Annotated in this window: 15 protein-coding genes; 11 read left to right on the top strand and 4 right to left on the bottom strand. The window is 45.7% G+C overall.

Annotation, left to right across the window (positions count from 1 at the left end; translation table 11 throughout):
* Window positions 1-20: 20 nt before the first annotated feature.
* Window positions 21-1,388 (bottom strand): YheC/YheD family endospore coat-associated protein, encoded by a 1,368-nt coding sequence (locus tag BLW49_RS04090; protein WP_076311428.1) that lies wholly within the window; start codon window positions 1,386-1,388, stop codon window positions 21-23.
* Window positions 1,389-1,620: 232 nt separating this feature from the next.
* Between BLW49_RS04090 and BLW49_RS04085 the strand changes: the two genes are divergently transcribed.
* From BLW49_RS04085 to BLW49_RS04075, 3 genes are all read left to right on the top strand, one after another.
* A complete protein-coding gene (locus tag BLW49_RS04085) occupies window positions 1,621-1,968 on the top strand; it encodes a YlbF/YmcA family competence regulator (protein WP_076311427.1) in 348 nt (115 codons plus the stop codon).
* 100 nt (window positions 1,969-2,068) lie between these two features.
* The gene (locus BLW49_RS04080) at window positions 2,069-2,392 is read left to right on the top strand and encodes a hypothetical protein (protein WP_076311426.1); all 324 of its coding nucleotides are present in this window, start codon (window positions 2,069-2,071) and stop codon (window positions 2,390-2,392) included.
* Between the two features lie 258 nt (window positions 2,393-2,650).
* Complete coding sequence (locus BLW49_RS04075; protein WP_076311425.1) at window positions 2,651-3,988, top strand: DRTGG domain-containing protein; 1,338 nt, start codon at window positions 2,651-2,653, stop codon at window positions 3,986-3,988.
* Window positions 3,989-4,019: 31 nt separating this feature from the next.
* On the opposite strand, the gene BLW49_RS04070 is transcribed toward BLW49_RS04075, so the two are convergent.
* The 3 genes from BLW49_RS04070 to BLW49_RS04060 all read right to left on the bottom strand — a co-directional run bounded on the left by BLW49_RS04070 (window position 4,020) and on the right by BLW49_RS04060 (window position 5,227).
* Window positions 4,020-4,331 carry a YtpI family protein gene (locus BLW49_RS04070; protein ID WP_076311424.1) on the bottom strand — a complete coding sequence of 104 codons (312 nt, stop codon included), beginning with the start codon at window positions 4,329-4,331 and terminating at the stop codon, window positions 4,020-4,022.
* A 70-nt stretch (window positions 4,332-4,401) separates the two neighbouring features.
* Window positions 4,402-4,884, bottom strand: a complete 483-nt coding sequence (locus BLW49_RS04065) for a sporulation membrane protein YtrI (protein WP_076311423.1) — start codon at window positions 4,882-4,884, stop codon at window positions 4,402-4,404.
* Window positions 4,885-4,903: 19 nt separating this feature from the next.
* Window positions 4,904-5,227, bottom strand: a complete 324-nt coding sequence (locus tag BLW49_RS04060; protein ID WP_076311422.1) for a YtrH family sporulation protein — start codon at window positions 5,225-5,227, stop codon at window positions 4,904-4,906.
* A gap of 172 nt (window positions 5,228-5,399) precedes the next feature.
* On the opposite strand from BLW49_RS04060, the gene BLW49_RS04055 reads away from it, so the two are divergent.
* The 8 genes from BLW49_RS04055 to BLW49_RS04020 all read left to right on the top strand — a co-directional run bounded on the left by BLW49_RS04055 (window position 5,400) and on the right by BLW49_RS04020 (window position 14,726).
* Window positions 5,400-9,002: a DNA polymerase III subunit alpha gene (locus tag BLW49_RS04055; RefSeq protein WP_076311421.1), complete on the top strand. Its 3,603-nt coding sequence runs from the start codon at window positions 5,400-5,402 to the stop codon at window positions 9,000-9,002.
* Between the two features lie 210 nt (window positions 9,003-9,212).
* Complete coding sequence (locus BLW49_RS04050) at window positions 9,213-9,698, top strand: phosphatidylglycerophosphatase A family protein (protein ID WP_090723288.1); 486 nt, start codon at window positions 9,213-9,215, stop codon at window positions 9,696-9,698.
* 183 nt (window positions 9,699-9,881) lie between these two features.
* Window positions 9,882-10,070 (top strand): hypothetical protein, encoded by a 189-nt coding sequence (locus BLW49_RS04045; protein WP_047909928.1) that lies wholly within the window; start codon window positions 9,882-9,884, stop codon window positions 10,068-10,070.
* A 222-nt stretch (window positions 10,071-10,292) separates the two neighbouring features.
* Window positions 10,293-11,183: an acetyl-CoA carboxylase, carboxyltransferase subunit beta gene (accD, locus tag BLW49_RS04040; protein ID WP_047909927.1), complete on the top strand. Its 891-nt coding sequence runs from the start codon at window positions 10,293-10,295 to the stop codon at window positions 11,181-11,183.
* A 1-nt stretch (window position 11,184) separates the two neighbouring features.
* Window positions 11,185-12,186 carry an acetyl-CoA carboxylase carboxyltransferase subunit alpha gene (locus BLW49_RS04035; protein ID WP_076311420.1) on the top strand — a complete coding sequence of 334 codons (1,002 nt, stop codon included), beginning with the start codon at window positions 11,185-11,187 and terminating at the stop codon, window positions 12,184-12,186.
* A gap of 100 nt (window positions 12,187-12,286) precedes the next feature.
* Window positions 12,287-13,705 carry a pyruvate kinase gene (gene pyk / locus BLW49_RS04030; RefSeq protein WP_076311419.1) on the top strand — a complete coding sequence of 473 codons (1,419 nt, stop codon included), beginning with the start codon at window positions 12,287-12,289 and terminating at the stop codon, window positions 13,703-13,705.
* Window positions 13,706-13,808: 103 nt separating this feature from the next.
* Entirely contained in the window at window positions 13,809-14,324 is a 516-nt protein-coding gene (locus BLW49_RS04025) for an acyl-CoA thioesterase (protein WP_076311418.1), read from the top strand.
* Window positions 14,325-14,330: 6 nt separating this feature from the next.
* Window positions 14,331-14,726 (top strand): FxsA family protein, encoded by a 396-nt coding sequence (locus BLW49_RS04020; RefSeq protein WP_076311417.1) that lies wholly within the window; start codon window positions 14,331-14,333, stop codon window positions 14,724-14,726.
* The last annotated feature ends 229 nt before the right edge of the window (window positions 14,727-14,955 follow it).

The following is a 14,955-nucleotide window of genomic DNA, read 5'->3' as shown; positions in this document are numbered from 1 at the left end:
TGATTCCTCCTTTCTAGTTATTAGAATCCGGCAAGGTAAGCGGAATAATCAAGCATTGTAATGACGGATGGCCGGATCTTATTGTCAGTAAGCGGTGTATTGTCATTCTTGGAAGGCTTTGAATTGACCTCAATAAGCCAGACCTTTCCCGAGTAATCCATCGCAAGATCGATTCCTAGTTCTCCAAAATGCGCTGGAATGGTCGCTTCGATTCCTTCCGCAATACTAAGCGCAGCCTTATGCAAAGAGACGTAAGCATTTTTTTTGACATCGCTCGATAATAAGCTCTTGTTCACGGCTTCTTTTACTGTGCTGAGGGAGCCTCCTCTGGCGAGGTTGGATACAAAATGGCTGCCGCCGGCAATGCGGGCGACAATGGATGTCACCTTCCAGTTACCTGCACGGTTTTTCTGAACCAATGCTCTGAAATCGACCGGTTTCTTGCCGATATCCATGAGATGCAGTCCTTGTTGAATCTGGTATTTGGTTGTCTTCATCTTTCCAGACAATCCTGCAAATAATTTGGTCAGGCTGGAGTATACCTGCTTTTGAACACCGCCAAGCTGAGTGGAAAGGGTCATATATGTTCCATCAGACTGTCTGGATATGCGTATGATTCCTTTACCCAGGCTGCCTCGAACAGGCTTAAGAAATATAACCGGATACGTTTGACACATATTTTTGAGCACAGCAAAGGACTTGAGGGAATGCGATTCCGGTAAGTACCTTCTAAGACTGCTCTCCGATTTCAACGCCTCGAAGACTTCATTCTTGTCGAGAAACTTCTCATTATACGTTACTGTTCCGTAACGCGATTTTACTTCCTTTACAAAATGCTGTACGCTAGGTTTGTTCTCAAGCTTGCGTGAAGTCAGTCGATTATTGACGACATCGGCAATAGGCATCACTCTTTTTTTCCATCCTTCGTCATACACCCAGCCTTCGATTTGACCGGTAACTGAATCGACATGGTCTGGTGTAATAAAGTACACGTATGCTCCCCGTTTCTGACAGGCCCTCACCAGTTCGCTGCAAAACATCGTGATGGAGCCGAAAGGCCGATCAAGCTTATCTGGATGATCGCGACTGATCAGGACACTGATCAGGGGACCGATACGGAGCGTCCGGCTGCTATCAAAATAACGGATCTTCAGAACCGTACGAGAAGTGAGGCCGCATCGCTCGGCTAATATGGGACTCACTCGCATACCTTCAAACTTGGGTACGGAAATAATGGTAACTTCTTGCTTAAAGCTTCCGAATGCAAGCTGGAGCGGACGTCCGGCAGGAATTTTCCAATACTTTAGAAATTTCTCACCGATCATCACGACGTCATCCTGCAGGATGCCTGATCCGCTGATGTGGATCATTACTTTTTTTTGGGACATCGTGGATCTCCTTCCAGGGGGCAAACATGATGTCAGTCGTTTTTGGATGTAAGCTGAGTATGAGAAAGTGCATGTGATTCATCATATGAGGACATATATCCCTTGGTGATTGACCATTTTTTGCAAAATCTGATTTAATTTTGGATTGTTGTACGACAACATGAGGGATGGATGTAAAATGTACAGCGCCACTTTAACGACAGAACTTTAACGACAGAGAGGAAAATGAATAATGAACATTTATGACAAGGCACATGATTTGGCAGGAGCACTTAAAGACAGCGAAGAAGTGAAGGAAATCTCACAAGCGATGAAGCTTGTTGCCGCCGATCCGGATTCGCAGCGTATGCTGGATGAGTTTCGGGTTCGTCAGAATGAACTCCAGCAGCGGATGATGACAGGCGACATGCCTTCTCAAGAAGAAATGGAGACGATGGAAAAATCCTTTGAGGTGCTAAGTCTGAACTTGAATATTCGCAGACTGTTTGAGGCGGAACGACGTCTTAGTGTCATTATTGAAGATGTCAACAAAATCATTATGGAAAGTCTGCAGCATCTATATGGCGGCGAGCTGAAATAATAATTGTGGACTCTTTCTCTAAATTGATTCACATAATCTCATTTTTTCGTTCATAGAATAGATATATAGATTCTAAGGAAGAAATGAGGAGCTGAATGAAATGAGAGAAAAGGGCATGAAGTTTGCGAAGTGGAAGCACACACTGTATATGCTCGTTGCAGGTGGCATGCTGGTCTTTGCATTACCGAAGCTTTCATTTACAGGCTGGAGCGCAGGGTTCAGCATAGCCTGGCTGTTCTTTACACTGCTTGTCATCGGTGCAAACCTGCATTTTATATTGGGCGTGGACGAAGAGAAGAAGCAGTCGCTTGAACGTGTCCGCAAAGCGAAGCTGCGTCAGTGGGAGCTTAAATGGACTGACAATGCGGAACAGGGAAACAAAGTGAAAATTGTGCCTGCGCAGGCCAAAGAGCATTCACAGTAATGCTGCAAAGGGTTGTCTCCTACAGTGTTGGTGCTGTTATGGAGGCAGCCTTTTTATTTGTTGATACTCTTCCATAGTATTGAGGGAGCCCATTCTCTTTTTACAGTTCTAAGGTGAGATGTCCCCCTTATTAATGCTATAATCGGAAATAACTATATTCTTAATTTCTGCAGCTAAGGGTAATATGAATTGATTTTAATGTAGTATATTTGATTAAACTAATTGTAAAATGTTTTTTTCGTCCGAGGGGTGTCGAGTTTGGAAGGATTTGAAGAAGAAACAGTAACAAAGCATGTGCAGCTCCTTCAATACATAGAGCAGTTAAAGATTGGTTCCAAGATATCGGTTCGAGGGCTTGCCAGAGAAATGGGAGTCAGTGAAGGGACTGCTTATCGTGCTGTCAAAGAAGCAGAAAATGTAGGACTTGTCGTTACCAAAGAACGAATTGGCACAGTACGTGTGGAGAAAAGGCTGCGTGGTGCCTCTGAGCAGCTCACTTTCGGGGATGTCGTTGAGATTGTGGGTGGACATGTCCTTGGCGGTAACGAAGGGCTTGGCAAACCTTTGTATAAATACGTCATTGGGGCAATGAAAGAAGAAGCCATGGCCAAGTACATCGATGCAGGCAGCCTGCTTATTGTTGGTAATAGAGATAATGCACATAGTCTTGCATTAAATCAAGGTGCAGGTGTGCTTATTACCGGAGGCTTCGGTACCGATCCTGAAGTGGTAGGCCTTGCGGACAAGCTGAGTTTACCCATCATCTCTTCTAAGCACGACACGTTTACGGTGGCATCCATGATTAACAGAGCGATCTTTGACCGATTGATTAAGAAGAAGATTATGCTGGTTGAGGATATTGTTGGTGGAAAGCCCAAAACCTACTATTTGAAATTGAACAGTACAGTCGCCGATTTCAGCCGTCTGGTGCTCGAAACGGGAGAGCTGCGTTTTCCAGTAATTGATGAATGGAATCGGGTCATCGGAATTATTAGCCGCAAGGATGTCGTAGACCTCCCTGAACATCAAAGTATTGACAAAAGCGTTGTGCGCAAGCCTGTCACGGCAACGCTTAAGACCTCACTTGCATCGGCGGCACAGATTATGGCCTGGGAAGGCATCGATTATTTACCGATCGTTGACCGGAACCGTAAGCTGATTACATCTGTCAAGCGTACAGAAGTTCTGAATGCAATGCGGGACACCCAGAAGCAGCCTCAGCTTGGAGAAACCTTTGATCATTTGATATGGAATGGGTTTGTGGAAGAGAGAGGGGAGCAGGGAGAGATCAAGTACAATGGTGTGATCATTCCTCAGATGGCGACAGACTTAGGCACTATTTCCGAAGGGGTACTCATTCATTTAATGACGCAGGCCGGACATCGAATTGCGCGTGAGGTTACTGGGAATGACCATATGTTGGAGAATATCTCAACCTACTTTGTGCGTCCTCTTCAAATTGAAGATAAAGTGACGATATCTCCAAGTGTGATGGAGCTCAGCAGGCGCAATTGCAAGCTGGATATTGACCTGGTCCGAGATGGACAGCTGATATGCAAAGTGATTATGACCCTGCAATCCATTGATCTGTCTTAGATTTCTAATCTCATTCATCAGAAAAGTCTCCTTATAAAGGAGACTTTTCATTCTTTATCTGGGTGTAATGAATGCGATTTCGAATCCCTGCAAACAGATTGAAGGCACCCAGCACGAGGAACAATCCCTCAACAATGACGGCAACCGTAGAACCGCTGAACATAAACATCTGTATAAGGGCCAGCACGATCAGCATGATTCCCATCCATATGTTTGTCATTGCCTGGTAGAGGCCTCTCTTCAGAGCATCACTGGCTCTGCGTCCACGAATACTTGTGAAGCCGGCACAGACGGTAGAGAGGATGAACAGGGCAAACAGTAAATAACGAATGACATCCAGCATAGAAAGAAGGACAGCTCCTTTATGTTACATAAATATGGAATTATCACTTATTGTAACATGTTTAGAACATTTATGGAGCAGGTGAAATATCAACCCATACCTGTAGAACGCCTTCCATTACGAGCATGGTTGTAATCTTGACGGAGTATGGATGTCCTCGGACGGTATATGTTTTCTTGTTCAGCATAATGCGCGTCATTTTACTGTATTCATCAATATTATAAATATCTCTTCCCCGGAGCACCTCAAGCTCATCACTAAGCAGCTGAATAATCTCCTTCACATATACAGAATCGGGGGTCTTATCGGACTCCTCAGCACGAATATTGATTTCCTTGATCACGGTCTGCCTCTTACTATACTTCTTCAAAGAATTAATATCATCAATATATTGCTCTTCCTGAATTTTGAGATCTTTATTCTCAAGCCACAATTTATTATAACTGGCATGAAAAATCGCATTGTAGACGATACTCCCTACAATCATTCCGAGAACAAATACACCAGACAGCTGTATAAAGGGCCGGAAGCGGCGATACTCGGGCACACGCATATGCTGACTTCCTCCTTACTTAATTCCGGATGGTACACACCCATTTAACCAGCTCAGTGCCCATATGTGCTCCGAGAAAGGCGAATATAAGATAGAGGATCTGCTTAATGGCGGGTGACAGATTCCCATCCAGCATATTGCTTTCAATGACCCGCATCGGGTCAATCGTCCCTCCTACAGCTGCAGCCAGAGCCCATATTTTGATGCGGCCGGCAACATCCAGCATGGTTTGTGTAGGCGGCTGCATGGAAATTACAGCTCCAATGCCGCCGAGCATGGATCCACCTAGAACGATGCCGAAGGCGATAAAGAAATCGAGAAGAACTTTGGACATGAAACTCATTGTTCACTACACACCTTTCTTAAATAGCACTCTTAGCAAGCGGTTCTTCTAAGTGAGATATGCAGAGTCGGCCGGCTTGTACTCTATTCTATGGGCGGAGCCTTGCCTGATATGATAAAATAGTAAAGATAAAATACGTAAATTTATGAATGTAGAGAGGAAGAAATGACGCATGAGTTCATTTGTGCATCTGCATGTTCACAGTGAATACAGCCTGCTAGATGGTGCGGCGCGAATTGCAGAGCTCGTGGACACAGCAGCAGGATACGGGATGGAGGCTCTGGCTCTGACGGATCATGGGGTTATGTATGGAGCCATCCCTTTTTATAGAGCATGTGAAGCAAGGGGAATTAAGCCGATTATCGGCTGTGAAGTGTATATTACAGCAGGCTCTAGGCATGAGCGCGGCAGCCGTAAAGATCAGCCGATTTATCATCTTATATTGCTGGCGCAGAACATGACCGGATATCAAAATCTGATGAGGCTGTGCTCCATTGGCCATTTGGAGGGCTTCCACTATAAGCCGCGAATCGATATGGAGAGCCTTGCAAAGTACAACGAAGGATTAATATGCCTCAGTGCGTGTCTCGGTGGAGAAATTCCACAGCATCTTCTAATGGGACGATATGACGAAGCCAAAAATGCAGCCATGAGGCACAAACAGATCTTTGGAGACCGATACTATCTTGAGCTTCAAGATCATGGTCTGGCAGAGCAGAAGCGAGTGAATCCTCAGCTGATTGAGCTTGCCGCAGAATTGTCCATACCGCTTGTAGCAACGAATGATGTGCACTATTTGTCTCAAGAGGATGCCGAGGTGCAGGATGTACTCATATGCATTGGTACGGGCAAAACAGTGGAGGATGAGGAACGGCTTAAGATTCCCTCAAGCCAGCTATACTTGAAGAGCGGCGACGAGATGGCGCGTCTTTTTCCTCATGTGAGAGAGGCGGTAGAGAATACGCTTAAGATTGCTGACAGCATTCAGCTTGATCTGGAATTTGGACATTCCATTTTGCCTGAATATCGGCCAATCCCTGAGCATCTGACGCCTGGACAGTATTTGCGCGAGCTCTGCCTGAAGGGGCTGGAGGAACGCTACAAGGATACGGATAACTGGCATCATGATGAGCAGAGATCCGAGCTGTATAATCGACTGGATTACGAGCTGTCTGTCATCGATAAGATGGGCTTCTCTGATTATTTCCTCATCGTATGGGATTTCATTGCTTATGCTCATAGAGAGGGAATAGCAACCGGACCAGGACGTGGCTCTTCCGCGGGAAGTCTTGTTGCGTATGTGCTGAATATTACAAATGTAGATCCGATTAAATATAGGCTTTTGTTTGAGCGGTTTCTCAATCCTGAGCGAGTAACCATGCCGGATATCGATATTGATTTCAGTGATGAACGCCGGGATGAAGTGATTGAATATGTCGCTTCAAAATACGGACGCGAGCATGTCGCACAGATCATTACTTTTGGTACGCTTGCTGCGCGTGCAGCCGTTCGAGATGTAGGAAGAGTGCTTAATATTCCATATGGAGAAGTGGACAAGGCTGCCAAGCTCATTCCCGGGCAAGTTGGGATGAATATCACCAAAGCTCTGGAGATGAGCGACGAGCTCAGAGCATTGCATGATACCAAAGCCAAAACAAAAGAGCTGCTCACGATGGCCAAAAAGGTCGAAGGCATGCCAAGGCATGCTTCTACGCATGCGGCAGGTGTGGTTATATCCAAAGACCCGCTGACCGATGTAGTGCCGCTCCAGGAAGGCAGTGAAGGCACCGCACTTACTCAGTATTCTATGGAGAATCTGGAAGCCATCGGACTGCTCAAGATGGACTTCCTCGGTTTGAGGACTCTCTCCATCATTGAACGCTGTATGCGTTGGATTCAGGATCAGCAGAAGCAAGTTCCAGATTTCAAAACGGTCCCTGATGACGATCCGCTGACCTATGAAATGCTCGGTTCCGGAGATACGACAGGTATATTCCAGCTGGAGTCAGCAGGAATCAGAAGAGTACTGAAGGATTTGAAGCCTTCCGTATTTGAAGATATTATCTCTGTGGTTGCTTTATATCGTCCGGGTCCAATGGATTTCATTCCTAAGTATATTCAAGGAAAGCATGGGGAGATCAAGGTCGAGTATCCGCATGCTGATCTCGCTCCAATACTGGAGGACACCTACGGTATCATCGTGTATCAGGAGCAGATTATGCAGATTGCTTCTCTAATGGCAGGTTTTTCTCTTGGAGAAGCTGATCTGCTCCGCAGGGCGGTATCGAAGAAGAAGCGGGAAGTACTTGATAAAGAGAGAGAGCATTTTGTAAAAGGGAGCCTGAATCAGGGTTATAGCAGCGAGGATGCTGAAGCTGTATACGATATGATTGTACGGTTTGCCAATTACGGCTTCCCTCGGGCGCATGCTGCTGCGTATGGAGTATTGGCCTTCCAGACGGCGTATCTGAAGACCCATTATCCTGTCGAATTTATGGCTTCGATGCTGACAGCGGTCATGGGAAATCATCGAAAAGTAGCGGAGTATGTTGTCGAATGCAGACGGATGAATATTCCTGTACTGCCACCCGATGTGAATGAGAGCGGAATACTGTTTACTCCTGGCGGTGGTGAGACGGGCATTCGTTTTGGTCTGGCTGCCATTAAAAATGTAGGTACACAGGCCGTAGACAGCATTATTACGGAGCGGGCCAAAGGACCGTTCGAGAGCCTGCTCGATTTCTGCAGAAGAGTGGACTTAAGAGTCTGCAACAAGCGGGTTATAGAATCTCTTATTCAGGCCGGGGCTTTCGACACACTGCCTGGTCACCGTGCGCAGCTGTTCGCCATGCTTGATGAAGTGGTGGAAGCGGCCACGAAGTGGCGCAAAGAGAGAGAGGATCTGCAGATCCAGTTGTTTGATTTTGTGGAGACCCCGAATTGGGAAATCGAATACCCGGATATACCTAAGTACACGATTACACAGCAGCTGGAATTAGAACGTGAGCTGCTTGGATTATACCTATCCGGTCACCCGCTGGATGATTTCACGGAAGTTCTGGAGGAGCTTGAAGCGGATAAGCTGATGGAGCTTCATGATGCACCAGAGCATGCACAGATTGTTACGGCCGGAATGGTTGTTTCCGTCAAATCGATTACAACGAAGCAAGGGAAAGCGATGGCCTTCATGGAACTGGAGGATCAGATCGAACGAACGGAAGTGGTATTGTTTCCGGAAGTATGGAGAAGAAGTCAGAACTTGGCTGCAAAAGGTCAATTGATTGCTCTCCGGGCCAAAGTTCAGCTTCAGGATGAAGGCTTCAAGCTGCTTGCCGATGAGGTGGATGAGCTTCGTGCAGACAAGTTACAGCGTATGATGCTGCAGCGTAACAGAGGGAGCGGAGGTAAAGAACGGGGAAGCTCAGGAGAAGCTTCAACGCCTAAATCCGGCAAAGTTAGTCGTTCTCCTTCTCTGCCTAACAGTGGACGGGTACAAAATAAGTCAGAACGCCAAGGGGCTGTAACAGATAGAAAGCCCGCCAGGTTCGAGCAGCGAGTATTCATCAAGATCAAACCCGACATAGAGAAGTCCGGGATGCTTACTAAGCTTAAGGTCTTGTTACAGGAACATCCGGGAAATGTAGCCACGATTCTTTTTTATGAAGAAACTAGGGAGTATCGGGCATTAAGCGACAGTTATCGAATTAAACCCTCTCCTGAACTGATTCACCTTATGGAACAAATGCTCGGGGAGGATACGGTTATCGTGAAATAATGAACGTAATTTCATGTGGTATCCGTGATGTGCATGAGCACATTTTACGAACTATTTTTGAAGCTGGCGCATACACTTAGGAACACCCTATAGTATCGATGGTTGCTGTGAATTGATGCAGCCGAGGGTATAATAGTGGGCTTTGAGTCTCGAAGCGAATACCTTAGTTTATGTGGAATTCCTAGTTTCGAAGGATGGGGGAATCAGCGGATGTCATATGAAATTGCGGAAGCGATGCTGAAACGCAGGGGTGTAAGCGTTGAATCCATCGCCAAAATAGTCTATGATCTTCAAAAAAAGTTTCATCCAGACTTATTGGAAGAAGAGTGTGTTACAAGCGTACGGGCTGTTCTTGCCAAGCGTGAGGTACAGTATACGTTATACACGGGTGTAGCACTGGATGAGCTGGCCGAACAAAATCTGCTGCCACAGCCCCTTCAGGCTTTGATGGAGGCGGATGAGCCGCTGTATGGTGTGGACGAGACTCTTGCACTTGGAATTACCAGTGTATATGGTATGATAGGGCTTACAAGCTTTGGATATTTAGACAAGGAAAAGACCGGAATCATTAAGAAGCTGAATGACAAAAATGCGGGTATTCATGTATTCCTGGATGATTTGGTGGCGGGCCTTGCAGCAGCTGCATCGGCTAGAATTGCGCATCAGAACACGAATGCGAAGGTCTATCCGCTGTAATAGGAAGGTTTATATTCTGCTAATATGGATATAACGAATGCTACAGTAAGATGTAATGAAGGAAATTCTGGTTATAATCGTCCCATGCCTTCCTTTCCTTTCCTTGCGGAAAAAAAGTCAGTTATGTTATCATTAACCCATTATACGGGCTTTGAACATGAGGCTTAGGGGGCGTACAATGGCATGTGGACGGTGATATATATTGCACCGACGGCAAAGATTGCTGACAGAATTACAAATCGGCTTGAGGAAGAAGGATTTTTGGTACAGGCCCGTCCCATCAGCTTATCCAAGCAACAGTACGAAATTCTTGTACCCTCCGGAGAATTGGAAGAGGTTCAGGAAGTGTTGAATTCCATTCTGCATTCATAATACTGAAGGCGGTGGAATTCTATTCATTATTTTTAGGACCTGCTTCTAAATTGGACAAGGGTTACGGATACAAAGAGTGAAGCGACTCCCCACATGTGTCATACTTCTCTTTTTTTGCTTATAGGGCACATTTTATAGCTGCTCATGTTAACTTTATTATGCAATGTCGATCATACAAATTGACTGCATGGGCCACAAATTTACGGCTGAAGAGGTGTAGTTGTGTTCAAAGATATTTTCCAGAAAAAACGGAAGTACGCGACCATTCCTTCAGATCGTGCACAGCGCACAGATAATCCTGAAGGTGAAGAGCGACCGCGTCGTGAGATTCCAGAGGGACTCATGAATAAGTGCAGCAAATGCGGCACGATACAATACAGCAAGGAACTTGAGAAGAATTTGAAAGTTTGTCCGTCATGCGGTCATCATATGCGTCTAAATGCAAGAGAGCGTATTGAGATGACGCTTGATGAAGGATTTATTGAGTATGACGCGGATATGGTATCCGTGGATCCCCTGGATTTTCCGGGCTATAAATCTAAGCTGGAGCAGCAAACGATGAAATCGGGTCTGAAGGATGCCGTCGTTACAGGCGAAGGTACGATTGATGGTCATCCGGTGGTCGTTGCTGTTATGAGCTTTGACTTTTTTACAGGCAGCATGGGCTCGGTTGTCGGCGAGAAAATTACGCGCGCCATAGAGAAAGCCACGGAGAAGAAGGTTCCTATCCTTATTTTTTCCACCTCAGGTGGAGCCCGTATGCAGGAGAGCATACTGAGTCTGATGCAAATGGCGAAGACGAGCAGTGCTCTGTCCAGGCATGATGAACAGGGTGGATTGTTCATATCCGTTATAACCGATCCGACGACAGGCGGCGTTTCCGCCAGCTTTGCTATGCTCGGAGATATTAATATTGCGGAACCGGGAGCAATATTCGGGTTTGCAGGCCGAATTGTTATTGAACAGACCATTCGCCAGAAGCTTCCTGATGACTTTCAGACCGCTGAATTCAATTTGCAGCATGGACAGCTGGATATGGTCGTAAACCGCAAGGAATTACGGAATACGCTGGCTAAACTGCTGGACATGCACAGCGCGAAAGGAGAGGTCTAAATTGGCGGGAGAGTTGCCATATGAAGCGCCTCTTATTGAGATGCGCAAAAAAATTGAAGAGCTTCAGCAATTCGGTATCGAAAAAGGCATCGATTTTGCGGAGGAAGTGGCTCGTCTGGAAGAGCGGTATACCAAATTGGAAGAGGAGATTTACTCATCGATTACAGCTCCTCAGAAAATGCATTTGGCAAGACATCAGCAGCGTCCGACTTCGCTGGACCTGATATCACTCATCTTTACGGACTTTATGGAGCTTCATGGAGATCGTCAGTTTGGTGATGATCTGGCCGTGGTCGGAGGACTTGCCAAGCTAAACGGACGTCCTGTTACTGTGATCGGGCAGCAGCGAGGCAAAGATACAAAAGATAATATTGCACGTTTTTTTGGGAGTCCGCACCCGGAAGGGTTCCGTAAAGCGCTCCGTTTAATGCATCAGGCTAATAAGTTTGGCAGGCCTATTATTACTTTCATAGATACGAAAGGGGCATATCCGGGCAAAACAGCGGAGGAACGTGGTCAGTCCGAAGCTATTGCCCGTAATCTTCTTGAGATGGCCAAGCTCTCTGTGCCTGTGCTATGCGTCATCATTGGAGAAGGAGGAAGCGGTGGTGCTCTTGCGATGGCGGTCGGCAATCGGGTGTTAATGCTAGAGCATGCAATTTACTCGGTTATCTCTCCAAATGGTGCGGCTTCGATTCTGTGGAAGGATGCATCCAAAGCAGATCAGGCTGCTGAAGCCATGAAGATTACAGCACAGGATCTGAAAGAGATGGAAGTCATCGAGGATATCGTTCCCGAGCCGCGTGGCGGTTCTCATCGGGACTACGTAGCGACAGCAGCATCGATTAAGGAAGCGCTGGAGAAGCATCTTAATGAACTGCTGCAGATGGACGGAGAGGCTCTTCGTCAGGATCGCTATCAGAAATTCCGTAAAATAGGTAAATTCCAGGAAAATACAGCTAAGGAAACAGTGCTAGAAGATTCTTCGTTAATTAAAGATTAAATATGACAAAGTTCCTATACAAAAGGCGAATTTTGTAGTAGATTTAATTGTTGGAAAAGATATATAAAGAGAGATTTTGAAAACGGAGGAAACTAGAAAAATGCGCAAAACTAAAATTGTATGTACTATTGGTCCTTCCAGTGAGTCGTTGGAAAACACAAAAAAATTGATTATGGCGGGTATGAACGTAGCACGCTTGAACTTCTCCCATGGTGACTTTGAGGAGCACGGCGGACGTATCAAAACGATTCGTGCAGCGAGTGACGAGCTGAACAAGTCCGTTGCGATCCTGCTGGATACGAAAGGTCCTGAGATCCGTACCGGTAAACTTGAAGTCGAGCCTATCGAGTTGGTTCAAGACGAGTACATTACCCTGACAACGGAAGAAATCCTTGGCAATAAAGACCGTTTGTCTATCACATACAAAGAATTGCCAGGCGATGTATCTCCAGGATCAACGATTTTGATTGACGATGGTCTGATCGGACTCACGGTTGAGGAAGTTAGCGGAACGGAAATTAAATGCCGTATCGTAAACGGCGGCACCATTAAGAGCAAGAAAGGTGTTAACGTTCCTGGTGTTGCGATTTCTCTCCCTGGTATTACCGAAAAAGACGCCAACGATATCATTTTTGGAATCGAACAAGGCATCGATTTTATTGCGGCTTCCTTCGTTCGTAAAGCAAGTGACGTATTAGAAATTCGTGAACTGCTTGAGAAGCATAATGCAGGACACATTCATATTATTTCTAAAATTGAAAACCAAGAAGGCGTAGATAACTTGGATGAGATCCTTGAAGTATCTGACGGCCTGATGGTTGCACGCGGTGATCTTGGTGTTGAAATTCCAGCAGAAGATGTACCGGTCGTACAAAAACGTATGATCGAAAAATGTAATATTGCCGGCAAACCGGTTATTACAGCGACTCAAATGCTGGATTCCATGCAGCGTAACCCGCGCCCTACACGTGCGGAAGCAAGTGACGTTGCAAATGCCATTTTCGATGGAACTGATGCAATTATGCTGTCCGGAGAAACAGCTGCAGGTAAATACCCTGTAGAATCTGTGCTGACAATGGCTCGTATTGCTGAAAAAGCAGAGTCTGCACTTAACTACCGTGAACTTTACAAGAAACAACGAATTGCTCAAGAAACAACGGTTACTGAAGCGATCAGTCAATCGGTTGCAATCAGTGCATACGAGCTGCATGCCAAAGCAATTCTTACTTCTACGGAGTCCGGATATACAGCTCGAATGGTTTCCAAATATCGTCCAGAAGCTCCGATCGTTGCTGTAACGAACGAAGATCGTACAATGCGTAGACTCGCATTGACTTGGGGCGTAACACCTGTCAAAGGCGTGCCTTGCGATACGACTGACGGACTGTTTGAAAACGCAGTCGTTGGCGGCAAAAAATCAGGAATCGTTCAAGATGGAGATCTGGTCGTTATCACAGCGGGAGTTCCTCTTGGCCGCTCGGGATCCACGAACCTTATCAAAATCGACCATATCCACTAAGGTTCCTGAAGAATTAAGAATATAGAATTTGTAAAGAAGCAATGAGACACTTATCGTCTCATTGCTTTTTTCACAGTTTTTCCAGGAGGGAAGGTGCAGAAGCATGAAAGCCCAGCAGATAGAACGAACAGCCTGGTATGGAACACGGTTCAGAGTGCGTTATCAGGAAAGTGATCAAATGGGTGTCGTTTACCATGCGAATTATGTGAACTGGTTTGAAATCGGCAGAACCGAAATGATCCGAACTCTTGGATTTAGTTACCGGAGTATGGAGGAGCAGGGGGTTCTGCTGCCTGTAATTGGGCTTGACCTGAAGTATAAGCTGCCTGCGAAGTATGATGACTATATTACGGTGTGGACGCGTATAAATAATTTTAGCAGTATCCGCCTTCATTACGAATATGAAGTACGAAGAGAAGAAAGAGATGCAGAAGTCCAGACACAGCCGGATAACAGAGAGGTCGTATCAAATACCGAGGATTTGCCTGGCGAGCTGCTTGTCACAGGATCGACGCAGCATGTGTGGGTAAATGCAGACTTCAAGCCTGTCAGACTTGATAAATGCGTTCCAAACCTGTACGATGCTTTAAAGAGAGCTCTGTCTGTTGGAAGGGAGTAACCGTACATGCGAAACTGGAAGTGGGCACTTCTGCTGCTCATTCCTGCAGTGGAACTGTTCGGGTTCATATGGGTAAGCGAACAAATAGGAGCAGGATATACTTTACTACTCATTCTGGTTACCTCCATTATCGGGATGGCAATGATGCAATTCGAGGGGCGGAAGGTTCTTCAGGATACACGTAATGAAATGCAAAACGGCCTGGTACCAGGTCGCAAGATGCTGGATGGATTATGCGTGTTTTTGGGTGGCAGCCTGTTAATCATACCTGGATTTGTAACAGATATTATCGGATTTACCCTCGTATTTCCGCTAACAAGACCCATATACCGTCTGTTTCTGCTGAAATGGATCGAGAAGAAGATGAAAGACGGAAAAATTACGTTCTATAAACGTTTTTAAGGAAGGGCGGAGAGAAGCAATTGCTTCTTTCTGCTTTTTTTTACGTTCGAACTTATCGCTATATAAGACTGGGTCACAACATTCCTGATATGTCAATGAAAGTGATTACAAAAAATGCTTTATGGTGTTGAAAAAAAACTTTGATATCCAAATCCATCTCCAAAATGTTCACAGGAGCGACAAAATCCAGTATGATAATTCAAGAAAGGTGTTTACACAGCGTGTCTGA

Source organism: Paenibacillus sp. PDC88 (assembly GCF_900106725.1).
Lineage (GTDB): Bacteria > Bacillota > Bacilli > Paenibacillales > Paenibacillaceae > Paenibacillus > Paenibacillus shunpengii.
The sequence above is the reverse complement of the archived record's forward strand: the minus strand, read 5'-3'. Positions and strand labels throughout refer to the sequence as shown.

Excerpts from the sequence above, each read along its gene's own strand:
- pyk (WP_076311419.1), top strand. The coding sequence starts at position 12,287 with ATGCGCAAAACTAAAATTGTATGTACTATTGGTCCTTCCAGTGAGTCG.
- BLW49_RS04080 (WP_076311426.1), top strand. The coding sequence starts at position 2,069 with ATGAGAGAAAAGGGCATGAAGTTTGCGAAGTGGAAGCACACACTGTAT.
- BLW49_RS04050 (WP_090723288.1), top strand. The coding sequence starts at position 9,213 with ATGTCATATGAAATTGCGGAAGCGATGCTGAAACGCAGGGGTGTAAGC.
- BLW49_RS04045 (WP_047909928.1), top strand. The coding sequence starts at position 9,882 with ATGTGGACGGTGATATATATTGCACCGACGGCAAAGATTGCTGACAGA.
- BLW49_RS04090 (WP_076311428.1), bottom strand. The coding sequence starts at position 1,388 with ATGTCCCAAAAAAAAGTAATGATCCACATCAGCGGATCAGGCATCCTG.
- BLW49_RS04020 (WP_076311417.1), top strand. The coding sequence starts at position 14,331 with ATGCGAAACTGGAAGTGGGCACTTCTGCTGCTCATTCCTGCAGTGGAA.
- BLW49_RS04055 (WP_076311421.1), top strand. The coding sequence starts at position 5,400 with ATGAGTTCATTTGTGCATCTGCATGTTCACAGTGAATACAGCCTGCTA.
- BLW49_RS04060 (WP_076311422.1), bottom strand. The coding sequence starts at position 5,227 with ATGAGTTTCATGTCCAAAGTTCTTCTCGATTTCTTTATCGCCTTCGGC.
- BLW49_RS04025 (WP_076311418.1), top strand. The coding sequence starts at position 13,809 with ATGAAAGCCCAGCAGATAGAACGAACAGCCTGGTATGGAACACGGTTC.
- BLW49_RS04085 (WP_076311427.1), top strand. The coding sequence starts at position 1,621 with ATGAACATTTATGACAAGGCACATGATTTGGCAGGAGCACTTAAAGAC.
- BLW49_RS04065 (WP_076311423.1), bottom strand. The coding sequence starts at position 4,884 with ATGCGTGTGCCCGAGTATCGCCGCTTCCGGCCCTTTATACAGCTGTCT.
- BLW49_RS04070 (WP_076311424.1), bottom strand. The coding sequence starts at position 4,331 with ATGCTGGATGTCATTCGTTATTTACTGTTTGCCCTGTTCATCCTCTCT.